At 75.0% G+C, this 10,846-nt stretch carries 9 protein-coding genes; 6 read left to right on the forward strand and 3 right to left on the reverse strand.

Annotated elements, in window-relative coordinates:
• Positions 1-482 precede the first annotated feature (482 nt).
• Positions 483-1,001 carry a GtrA family protein gene (locus ACFV0G_RS24655; protein WP_380551845.1) on the forward strand — a complete coding sequence of 173 codons (519 nt, stop codon included), beginning with the start codon at positions 483-485 and terminating at the stop codon, positions 999-1,001.
• A 25-nt stretch (positions 1,002-1,026) separates the two neighbouring features.
• On the opposite strand, the gene xylA is transcribed toward ACFV0G_RS24655, so the two are convergent.
• Positions 1,027-2,187 (reverse strand): xylose isomerase, encoded by a 1,161-nt coding sequence (gene xylA / locus ACFV0G_RS24660; protein WP_380551848.1) that lies wholly within the window; start codon positions 2,185-2,187, stop codon positions 1,027-1,029.
• A 107-nt stretch (positions 2,188-2,294) separates the two neighbouring features.
• Between xylA and xylB the strand changes: the two genes are divergently transcribed.
• The 4 genes from xylB (at position 2,295) to ACFV0G_RS24680 (ending at position 7,395) form a co-directional block, all read left to right on the forward strand.
• Positions 2,295-3,728: a xylulokinase gene (gene xylB / locus ACFV0G_RS24665; protein WP_380551851.1), complete on the forward strand. Its 1,434-nt coding sequence runs from the start codon at positions 2,295-2,297 to the stop codon at positions 3,726-3,728.
• A 135-nt stretch (positions 3,729-3,863) separates the two neighbouring features.
• Complete coding sequence (locus ACFV0G_RS24670) at positions 3,864-5,087, forward strand: ROK family protein (protein ID WP_380551854.1); 1,224 nt, start codon at positions 3,864-3,866, stop codon at positions 5,085-5,087.
• 133 nt (positions 5,088-5,220) lie between these two features.
• Complete coding sequence (locus tag ACFV0G_RS24675) at positions 5,221-5,682, forward strand: MarR family winged helix-turn-helix transcriptional regulator (protein ID WP_380551857.1); 462 nt, start codon at positions 5,221-5,223, stop codon at positions 5,680-5,682.
• A gap of 150 nt (positions 5,683-5,832) precedes the next feature.
• Entirely contained in the window at positions 5,833-7,395 is a 1,563-nt protein-coding gene (locus ACFV0G_RS24680) for an MDR family MFS transporter (RefSeq protein ID WP_380551860.1), read from the forward strand.
• Positions 7,396-7,513: 118 nt separating this feature from the next.
• On the opposite strand, the gene ACFV0G_RS24685 is transcribed toward ACFV0G_RS24680, so the two are convergent.
• Together ACFV0G_RS24685 and ACFV0G_RS24690 are read right to left on the reverse strand one after the other, a co-directional pair.
• On the reverse strand, positions 7,514-7,759 hold the full coding sequence (locus ACFV0G_RS24685) for a hypothetical protein (RefSeq protein WP_380551863.1): 246 nt from the start codon (positions 7,757-7,759) through the stop codon (positions 7,514-7,516).
• A 29-nt stretch (positions 7,760-7,788) separates the two neighbouring features.
• Positions 7,789-8,961, reverse strand: coding sequence for an anion permease (locus ACFV0G_RS24690; protein ID WP_380551866.1), 1,173 nt, complete (start codon positions 8,959-8,961; stop codon positions 7,789-7,791).
• A gap of 352 nt (positions 8,962-9,313) precedes the next feature.
• Between ACFV0G_RS24690 and ACFV0G_RS24695 the strand changes: the two genes are divergently transcribed.
• Complete coding sequence (locus ACFV0G_RS24695; RefSeq protein ID WP_380551869.1) at positions 9,314-10,813, forward strand: C40 family peptidase; 1,500 nt, start codon at positions 9,314-9,316, stop codon at positions 10,811-10,813.
• Positions 10,814-10,846 lie beyond the last annotated feature (33 nt).

Raw genomic sequence — 10,846 nt, forward strand, 5'->3', positions numbered from 1 at the left:
GCTCCTCCCCGGCGCCGCGGCCCCCGCCTCTGCCCCCGCCGCGCTCGCGCGGCGGGGCCGGGGGGGGGGGCCACACCCCCCCCCCCCCCCCCACCGGCGTGCCCGCAGCGCGGGACACGCCTGTGTGACGGTGCGTCAGCAGGGCGGGCCGGCGCCCATGGACCGCCACACGCACCTGAGCCGTCGACTCGACGTCGGCCTGGCCCGTGCGTGCTCCGCGATCCGTCCTCGGCCCCTGCTCCTGCGCCGGGACCGACCCGGCGACCGGCCGGCTGGTGCGCCGGCGGTGGCCGGGCAGCGGGTTCCCGTTCGAGACGCTGCAGATGGCGGGCCCGATCGCGCCGGGCGGCACGGTGCTCCGGGGCGACGCGGCCGGCGTCGTGCGGATCGCCGGCGGACCGGCCGCACGGAGGGGGCCGCGGGGTACGCCGCGCGGTCCTCCCGAGTACCCACCGGAAACGTTCACATGCGACACTGCCGAAATGCCGTCACCTACGCAGCGGGCCCTCGCCCGCGTCCCGGAGCGGTACCGGCCGTTCCTGGTGCAGCACCGCAAACTGGTGAAGTTCGCCCTGGTGGGCGGCACCTGCTTCGTGCTGACCACGGTCATCGACCTGGGGCTGAAGCTCACGGTGTTGCAGTCCAAGCCGGTGGTCGCACTGACCATCGCCACCGTGATCGCCACCGTGGTGTCGTACGTGCTGAACCGGCAGTGGTCCTTCCGGGCGAACGGGAAGCAGCGTGAGGCGATCCTGTTCTTCGTGGTGAGCGCGCTGGCGATCGTCGTCAACGACATTCCCCTGGCATTCTCCCGCTACGTGCTGGACCTGCGGGAGCCGGACGTCTCGCACGTCGCCCAGGAGTCCGCGGACTTCCTCAGCGGCATGATCGTCGGCACCCTGCTGGCCATGGTGTTCCGCTACTGGGCGATGAACCGCTTCGTCTTCACCCGCAGCCGGCTGCAGCCGCCCGCCGAGGAGTTCGAACCCGAGCGGGTCTGAGCTCGCCGGCGGGCGGCCGCCGCGCTCAGCGGACGCCGAGCAGGTGCTCCATGGCCAGCTGGTCGAGCTGCTCGAAGGCCATGCCGCGGGCCGCGGCGGCCTCGACGTCGAACTCCTCGAACGCCGTGCGGTCGGCGAGCAGCGCACCGAGGCCGTCCCCGGCGGTCGGCTGCGCCAGCTCGTCCAGGCGCGCCGCGCGCAGCGCCTCCTGCACCGCCGGGTCGGCCCGGAACGCCAGGGCCTTCTCCTTCAGCAGCAGGTAGTTGCGCATGCAGGCCTCGGCGGAGGCCCAGACGCCCTCGAAGTCCTCGGTGCGCGGCGGCTTGAAGTCGAAGTGCCGCGGGCCCTGGTAGCCCGCCGACTCCAGCAGGTCCACCAGCCAGAACGCGCTGCGCAGGTCGCCGGCGCCGAAGCGCAGGTCCTGGTCGTACTTGATGCCGGACTGGCCGTTCAGGTCGATGTGGAAGAGCTTGCCGTGCCACAGCGCCTGGGCGATGCCGTGCGCGAAGTTCAGGCCGGCCATCTGCTCGTGGCCGACCTCCGGGTTGAGGCCGACCCGGTCCGGGCGCTCCAGGCTGTTGATGAACGCCAGCGCGTGGCCGACGGTCGGCAGCAGGATGTCGCCGCGCGGCTCGTTCGGCTTGGGCTCGATGGCGAAGCGCAGGTCGTAGCCCTGCTCCTCGACGTACTCGCCGAGCAGGTCGAAGGCCTCCTTGAGCCGGTCGAGGGCGACCCGGACGTCCTTGCTGGCGCCGTGCTCCGAGCCCTCGCGGCCGCCCCAGGCGACGTAGGTGGTGGCGCCGAGCTCGACCGCCAGGTCGATGTTGCGGATCGTCTTGCGCAGTGCGTAGCGGCGCACGTCCCGGTCGTTGGCGGTGAACGCGCCGTCCTTGAAGACCGGGTGGGTGAACAGGTTGGTGGTGGCCATCGGCACCGCCAGCCCGGTGGCGTCCAGGGCGGCCCGGAAGCGCTTGACGATCGCGTCGCGCTCGGCGTCCGAGGAGCCGAACGGGATCAGGTCGTCGTCGTGGAAGGTCACGCCGTGCGCGCCGAGCGCGGCGAGCCGGTGCACCGTCTCGACCGGGTCCAGGGCCGGACGGGTGGCATCGCCGAACGGGTCGCGGCCCTGCCAGCCGACGGTCCACAGGCCGAAGGTGAACTTGTCCGCAGGGGTGGGAGTGGGCATGGCTGGGCTCCAGTTTCGTGCCGGGGGCTATTCGTCAGGGCGGAAAACAAACTAATATCCCGAGGCACGGATGGGAAGTCCCGGCGCACGGACGGAGTCAGTACGGCATGCCACGGATCGTCATCGGGGTGGACAGCTCCACCCAGTCCACCAAGGCCCTCGCGGTCGACGCCGACACCGGCGCGGTCCTCGGCGAGGGCCGCGCCGGCCACACCGTCGAGGGCACCGCCGGCGCACGGGAGAGCGACCCGCGCCAGTGGTGGCACGCCCTGCAGGAGGCGGTCGCCGCCACCGGCCACGCCGACCGGGCCGAGGCCCTCGCCATCGGCGGCCAGCAGCACGGCCTGGTCGCCCTGGACGCGGCGGGCGAGCCCGTCCACCCCGCCCTGCTCTGGAACGACACCCGCTCCGCCGCCCAGGCGGCACGGCTGGTCGCCGAGCTCGGCGCCGCCGAGTGGGCCCGCCGCACCGGCAGCGTCCCCGGCGCGTCCTTCACCGTCACCAAGTGGGCCTGGCTCGCCGAGCAGGGCCTGGCCGGCCGGACGGCCGCCGTCCGGCTCCCGCACGAGTACCTCACCGAACGGCTCACCGGCCGGCCGTCCGCCGAGCGCAGTGACGCCTCCGGCACCGGCTGGTGGGGCGAGCGCGGCTGGGACGCCGGCATCCTCGACCTGGTCGGCCTCGACCCCGCCCTGCTGCCGCCGCTCGCCGAACCCGGCACCGCCGCCGGCGAGGTCGCCGCGGGCGTGGCGGGCCTGCGCCCCGGCACCCCCGTCGCCCTCGGTGCCGGCGACAACGCCGCCGCCGCGCTCGGCCTCGGCCTCGGCGGCGGTCCCGGCGCCGCGTACGGCCGCCCCGCCCTCTCGCTCGGCACCTCCGGCACCGTCTACGCGGTCACCCGCGGCCGGCCCGCCGACCCGAGCGGCACGGTGGCCGGCTTCGCCGCCGCCCACGGCGACTGGCTGCCGCTCGCCTGCACCCTCAACTGCACCCTGGCCGTCGACCGGATCGCCACCCTGCTGGGCCTGGACCGGCAGGCCGTGGAGGCCGGCGGCGAGGCCGTCGTCCTGCCCTTCCTGGACGGCGAGCGCACCCCCGCCCTGCCGCACGCCGCCGGCCTGCTGCACGGCCTTCGGCACACCACCACCCCCGGCCAGCTGCTCCAGGCCGCCTACGACGGCGCCGCGTACGCGCTGCTCGGCGCGCTCGACGAGGTGCTCGCGGCCGGCGGCGAGCAGGGCGCCGAGCAGCCGCTGCTGCTGATCGGCGGCGGAGCCCGCGGCCGCGCCTGGCAGGACACCGTCCGCCGGCTCTCCGGCCGGGCCGTCCAGGTGCCGGCCGCCGCCGAACTGGTCGCCCTCGGCGCCGCCGCCCAGGCCGCCGGACTGCTCACCGGGGAGCACCCGGCCGCGGTGGCCCGCCGCTGGGACACCGCCGCCGGGCCCGTTCTGGAGCCGGTCGAGCGCGACGACGCGGCGCTGCAGCGAATCGGCGCGGTGCTGGCGGCCGCCCGCCCGCTGCTGGAGGGCGGCACCGGCTGACGCCGCCGCCCCGGTGCGGGGCTCCCGCGCCGGGGCGTGTCGGCACGCACGGTGACGGGGGGCCCGGCCGGACCCGCCGCTACGCTGCAACCGGCCGACCAGGTGTTCGGCCGCTGAACGAGAGGTGACACGGGGATGCGGGAGACGGACACGCGGCGGGACAGACCCGCCAGCCAGCAGGGCATGCGCCGGGCCAACCTCGCCCTGGTGCTCGGCCAGTTCGCCGCCGGCCCGCGCTCTCGCGCGGACGTCGCCGCGGCCACCGGCCTGACCAGGGCCGCGGTCTCCTCCCTGGTGGACGAGCTGTCCGCGGCCGGCCTGGTCGCCGAGTGCGGGCCGGCCGCGCCCAGCGGCCGGGTCGGCCGCCCCGGCACCGCACTGGCCCTCGACCCGCAGGGCCCGGCAGGGCTCGGCGGCGAGATCGGCGTGGAGCACCTCGCGGCCTGCGTGGTCGACCTGCGCGGCGAGGTCCGCGGCTGGCGCCGCCGGGACGTCTCCAACCGCGGCCGCCGCCCCGCCGAGGTGCTGGCCGACCTCGCCGCGCTGCTGCGCGACGTCGCCGCCGCCTCCGGGCTCGACCCGGCGGGCCTGGCCGTCGCGGTGCCCGGCCTGGTCGGTGCCACCGAGGGCACCGTCGAGACGGCCGCCAACCTGGGCTGGTCCGGCGTCCCGGTCGCGGCCGAGCTCCGGCAGGCGCTGCGCGCCGCGGGCGCCGACGGCCTGGCGGCCCTGCCGATCGACGTCGACAACGAGGCCAACCTCGGCGGCCTGGCCGAACTCTGGCTCGGCGACGGGCCGGAGGACTTCCTGCACCTGTCCGCGGAGGCCGGCATCGGCGCCGCGATCGTGGTCGGCGGCCGGCTGCTGCGGGGCGCCCGCGGCTACGCGGGCGAGCTCGGCCACGTGCCGGTGCACCCGGACGGGCCGCGCTGCCCCTGCGGCGCGCGCGGCTGCCTGGAGCAGTACGCGGGGGAGGCCGCGGTGCTGCTCGCCGCCGGGCTGTCCGGGGCCGGCGACGACTGGGTGGCGCTGCTCGGCGACCGGGCGGCCGGCGGCGACGAACGGGTCCGGGCGGCACTGGCCGCCGCCGGGGCCGCGCTGGGCGTGGCCGCGGCCGGCGCGGTGAACCTGCTCGACCCGGCGGCCGTGGTGCTCGGCGGCGGCTACGCCGAGCTCGCCGACTGGCTGCTCCCGGCGATGCGGACGGAGATGGCGGCCCGGGTCACCGTGCGGCAGTGGTCCGGCGAGTGGCTGTCGGCCTCCTCGCTCGGCCGCCGCGGCCCGCTGCTCGGCGCGGCCACCGGCGTCGTCCGGGCGGTGGTCGCCGACCCGGGCCGCTTCTCGGCCGCCGAGGCCTGACCCCGGCGGGCACGGGCCGGCCATCGGTCCTCCCGGCTGTGCGCGACGGTGGCGAGAATCCCCCGATCCGACTCTTCCTAGCAGGAAGGAGTTGCCCGGGGCGGGAGGCGCGGCCTACGGGATACTGGGCGCCATGAGTGACCAGGAGTCCGCGGAGCAGGCCTTCCATGCGGTGGAGCGCGAGGTGGCGCTGCTGTTCCGGCGCGGCCGGGTGCGGGCCTTCGAGATGTCCCGGCGGGTGCACCCGGAGCTGGAGGGCGTCGGCTACGGGATGCTGGCCTTCATCGAGGAGTCCGGGCGGGTGCGGCTGACCGACATCGGGCTGCACTTCGGCGTCGGCAAGGCCTCGATCAGCCGGCAGGTGAAGCACCTGGAGGAGCTCGGCCTGGTCCGCCGCGAGGTGGACCCGCAGGACCGCCGCTCCTCGCTGGTCTCGCTCACCGAGGAGGGGGCGAGCCGCTACCTGCGGGCCCGGGACGACCGGATGGACCGCTTCCGGCTGCTGATGGGTGCCTGGGACCGCGAGGACGTGGTGCGGTTCGCCGAGCTGCTGCGCCGTTTCAACGACGTGGCCGCGGAGGCCATGGCGGTCTGAGTCCCGCCGCGGCGGGGGCGGCAGGCCGCGGGGGAGTGGGCCCGGTCCGGTGCGGACCGGGCCTTTGCTTTGCCCGGGAAAAAGTTGCCTTACTCAACTATCTGGGCTTATGGTTGCCTGAGGCAACGAAAAGTACCGCGAAGGACGCACATGACGACCACCCCCTCCATGACGCACCGACAAGTACTCGAAGCCCTCTCCGGCCTGCTGCTCGGCCTGTTCGTCGCGGTGCTCTCCTCGACGGTGGTCTCCAACGCGCTGCCGACGATCCTCACCGACCTGCACGGCGGCGAGTCCGCCTACACCTGGGTGATCACCGCCACCCTGCTGTCGCTGACCGCCTCCACCCCCGTCTGGGGCAAGCTCTCCGACCTGGTCAGCAAGAAGCTGCTGCTGCAGATCGCCCTGGTCATCTACATCGCCGCCTCCGCACTGGCCGGCCTCTCGCAGAACACCGGCGAGCTCATCGCCTGCCGCGTGCTCCAGGGCGTCGGCGCCGGCGGCGTCACCGCGCTCGCCCAGATCTGCCTCGCCGCGATGGTCCCGCCGCGCGAGCGCGGCCGCTACAGCGGCTACTTCGGCGCCGTCTTCGCGCTCGCCACCATCGGCGGCCCGCTGATCGGCGGCATGATCGTCGACACCGACTGGCTCGGCTGGCGCTGGTGCTTCTACGTCGGCATCCCGTTCTCGCTGCTGGCCATCGTGGTGCTCCAGCGGACCCTGCGGCTGCCCGTCGCCCCGCGCAGCGGCAAGCCCCGGATCGACTACCTCGGCGCCCTGCTGATCACCGCCGCCGCCAGCCTGCTGATGATCTGGGTCAGCCTGGCCGGCAAGAACTACGACTGGATGTCCTGGCAGAGCGCCGTGATGGTGGGCGGCACCGCGGTGCTGGCCGTGCTCTTCGTGGCCGCCGAGCGCCGGGCCGCCGAGCCGGTCGTCCCGCTCGACCTGTTCCGGCACCGCACCGTCGCCCTTGCCGCGATCGCCAGCGTGCTGGTGGGCGTCGGGATGTACGGCGCCACCACCTTCCTCAGCCAGTACTTCCAGCTGGCCCGGGAGAAGTCGCCCACCGTGGCCGGCCTGCTCACCCTGCCGATGATCCTCGGCCTCGCGGTCTCCTCCACCGTGGCCGGCAAGCTGATCACCCGGTACGGCCGGTGGAAGGGCTACCTGGTCGCGGGCACCCTGCTGCTCGCGGTCGGCTTCGCGCTGCTCGGCACCGTCCACGACGACACCCCGTACGGCCGGCTGGCCCTCTACATGGCGGTCACCGGCATCGGCCTCGGCCTCACCATGCAGAACCTCGTCCTCGCCGTGCAGAACACCGTGCCGCGCGAGGAGCTCGGCTCCGCCAGCTCCACCGTCACCTTCTTCCGCACCCTGGGCGGCGCGATCGGCGTCTCCGCGCTCGGCGCCCTGATGTCGCACCGGGTGACCTCCGTGCTGACCGGCAACCTGGCGAGGGCCGGCGTCCACCCCTCCGGCGGCGCCGCGCTCGGCGGCGGCGAGATCCCCGACCTGCACCGGCTGCCCGCACCGATCGTGCCGCTGGTCACCGACGCCTTCGGGCGCGGGGTGGGCACCGTCTTCCTGATGGCCGCGCCGTTCGCGCTGCTGGCCTTCCTGGTGGTGCTGCTGATCCGCGAGACCCCGCTGCGCACCGGCACGGAGGAGCCGGCGCACCGGCCCGCACCGGAGCTGGTCCGCGACTGACCCGGCCCCCGGCCACGCGGTACGGGGGCGCGCGGGGGTGGGGCGCCCCCACCCCCCGCCCCGGGCCGGGCCCCCGGGAGAGGATCTCTCCGGGGCCCTTCCGTACGGCGGGGTGCGGTCAGTGGCCGGCGATCATCGTGATGCCGTAGAAGACCACCGAGGCGCAGGCGCTGAAGCACAGCGCCGCACAGGCCAGCGCCAGGTTGCCGCTGCCCGCGCCGGGGATGCCCGAGCGGACGGCGTCCTGGGCGGCCTCGCGGCGCGACAGCGCCAGCATGCCGAGGGCGAAGGCCGCGACGACCGCGACCGTGATGCCGAAGCTCAGACCCGCGGTCTGGGCGAGGGCGCTCCACTTGATGTTCATGGCTGTCCGTCCTCTCCGAATCCGGGCCGTCAGGCCGCGACGGTGGTGGTGGCGGGGGTGGGGGTGACGGCGACGGCCTGGGCCGGGACCTCGACCTCGGTCACCTCGTTGACGTTGCCGGCGGTGACCGGCTGGCGGCGGGAGAGCACCCACATGGCGCCGGAGCCGGCGACCAGGGCGGTGCCCACCAGTGCGACGCCCCAGGCACCCTGGTCGGCGACGAAGGCGGCGAGGCCGGCCACCGAGGCGGCGGCGGGCAGGGTCAGGCCCCAGGTGTAGACCATGCGGCGCACCAGGCTCCAGCGCAGCTCGCGCTTGGGGCCGCCGAGGCCGGCGCCCATGATGCCGCCGGAGCAGACCTGGGTGGTCGACAGGCCGTAGCCCATGTGGGTCGAGGTGAGGATGACCGCGGTGGCGGCCGTCTCGGTGGCCAGGCCCTGGCGGGGCTGGATGTCGGTCAGGCCCTTGCCCATCGAGCGGATGATCCGCCAGCCGCCCATGTAGGTGCCGAGGGCGATGGCGGCGCCCGCGGAGACGATGACCCACACCGGCGGGAGCGCGCCCGGCTTCAGCGCGCCGGCGGAGACCAGGGCCAGGGTGATGATGCCCATGGTCTTCTGCGCGTCGTTGGTGCCGTGCGCCAGCGAGATCAGCGAGGACGAGAACATCTGGCCGCGCCGGAAGCCCTTGTCGGTGGTGGTCTCGCGGCCGCCGCGGGTGATCAGGTACGCCAGCTTGGTGGCGCCCCAGGCGGCCAGGCCGGCCACGAACGGGGAGGCGACGGCGGGGATCAGGATCTTGGTGACGACGGTGTCGAAGTTGACGCCGTGCAGTCCGACGCCGACCACGGTGGCGCCGATCAGGCCGCCGTAGAGCGCGTGCGAGGAGCTGGAGGGCAGGCCGCGCAGCCAGGTGAGGAGGTTCCAGAGGATCGCTCCGACCAGGGCGGCGAAGATGATCGACGGCTGGAGCCCGGCCTTCTCGTTGACGATGCCGCCGGAGATCGTGGTGGCGACCTTCACGGAGAGGAACGCGCCGGCGAAGTTGAGGACGGCGGCGATGGTGACCGCGACCTTGGGCTTGAGGGCTCCCGTCGCGATGGAGGTGGCCATCGCGTTGGCGGTGTCGTGGAACCCGTTGGTGAAGTCGAAGGCGAGCGCCGTGATGATCACAACGGCCACCAGGAACGTGATGTGTTCCATAACCAAACAATCGTCGTAGTTGTCGGACTGACGCTGCTGTCGTGGGCGACGGTAGGCATCCCGGGTGAACGGAAGGTGAACTGGCACGGGAATCGTGGTTCCGATGGTTGCGCGGAGGTTGCGCAGGCGATGCGAAAGCGTGGAGATCCGGCCGGATTGGGCGGTTCCCTCCGCCTTGGTGGCGGTTTGCTGAGACCTGTCTCACATTCCGGGCGGCCCCCGTGTGAGGAGAGTCTGAGAATTCACCGGTCGGTGGGTACACCCTCTGCCGGTGCGTCAGGCCCGCATGGCAGGATTCCCTGCGAGATCACCGGGCGGCGGGCCCGGCAGGGCACTGCGGGGAGGCGGGCCGATGGGGGCCGGGCAGCAGACGGAGAAGACCGGACTGAGGCCGTGGGTGCGCGCCGCGCTGCGCTGCGGGGCGGTGCTCGCCGCTGCCGCCCTCGCGCTGCCGGCGGCGACCGCCGCGTACGCGGCCCCGCAGCCCTCGCCGTCGGTCACGGTGGCGGCGGGCGCCGACCCGCTGGCCGACGCCAAGGCGACCCTCGGCCCGCTGCTGGACCGGCTGCACGAGCTGTACCAGGCGGCGGAGGCCGCCACCGACCAGTACAACGGCGCGGTCGCCCAGCAGGCCGCCCAGCAGCAGGCCGTGGACGACCTGAACCGCCGGCTGGTCGCGCAGCAGGCCGCGGTGGACGCCGGCGTGGACGTCGCCGCCCAGCTCGCCGCCGCCCAGTACCGCAGCGGCCGGGCCTCCGACCTGGCCGACCTGATGCTCGCCGAGAACCCGTACCAGGCGATCGCCATCGCCCGGCTGCTGGACGCCGCGGGCCGCTCCCAGAAGGCGTTCCTGGACCGCCTCAAGTCCGACCGGGCCGCCCTCGCCGAGCTCCAGGCCCAGGCCCAGCAGACGCTCGCCCGGACGACCCAGCTGGCCGCCCAGCAGGAGCAGGCCAAGAACGAGATGGCCAAGCGGCTCGCCGCGGTCGAGGACATGGTCGGCTCGCTCACCGGCGCCCAGCGCAGCGAGCTGGAGGCCCTGGAGCAGCAGGAGGCCGACGCGGCCCAGCTGGCCTTCCTCGCCACCGGCGCGCTCGGCAAGGGCGAGCGCACCCCGTCCGCGGCCGGCCGCAAGGCGGTCGCCTACGCGCTCGCCCAGCTCGGCAAGGACTACGTGTGGGGCGGCGACGGCCCGGACGTCTTCGACTGCTCGGGGCTCACCTCGCAGGCCTGGCTGCACGCCGGCCTGCCGATCCCGCGCACCAGCCAGGAGCAGTGGGCGCAGCTGACGCACATCCCGCTCAACCAGCTCCGCCCCGGCGACCTGGTGATCTACCACACCGGTGCCACCCACGTCGCGATGTACCTGGGCGGCGGCCTCATCGTCCAGGCCCCGCACACCGGTGACGTGGTGAAGGTGTCGAAGATCGGCGCGATGCAGATCCTCGGCGCGGTGCGGCCCGACCCCGACTCCGGCGGCGACGACCGCGGCGGCCAGTGGAAGGTGCCGGACGTCAAGGCCGCCCCGACCAGGATCGCGCCGGCCAAGCCGGGCTCGCTGCCCCCGGCACCGAAGCCCGACCCGGGGGCCGGGGGGCCGCCGGCGCCGCCCGCGGGCTCCGGCAGCCCCGCCCCGGCCACCCCGAGCGGCACGGCCTCCGGCAGCCCGTCCGGTTCCGGCACCCCCTCCGGCTCCGGGACGCCCTCCGGCTCCGCCGCGCCGTCGGCGAGCGCGGGCGGGTCCGCCTCGGCCTCCGCGACCCGTGCGCCGTCGGCGACCGCCCCGCTGAGCGGCCCGGCGTCCGCGCCGGCCTCCAAGGCGGGAACCGCCGCACCGACCGCCTCCGAGTGACCCCGCGGGCCGGGTGCCCCGGGCCTGTCCGAC

Source organism: Kitasatospora sp. NPDC059571 (genome assembly GCF_042735675.1).
Classification (GTDB): Bacteria; Actinomycetota; Actinomycetes; order Streptomycetales; family Streptomycetaceae; genus Kitasatospora.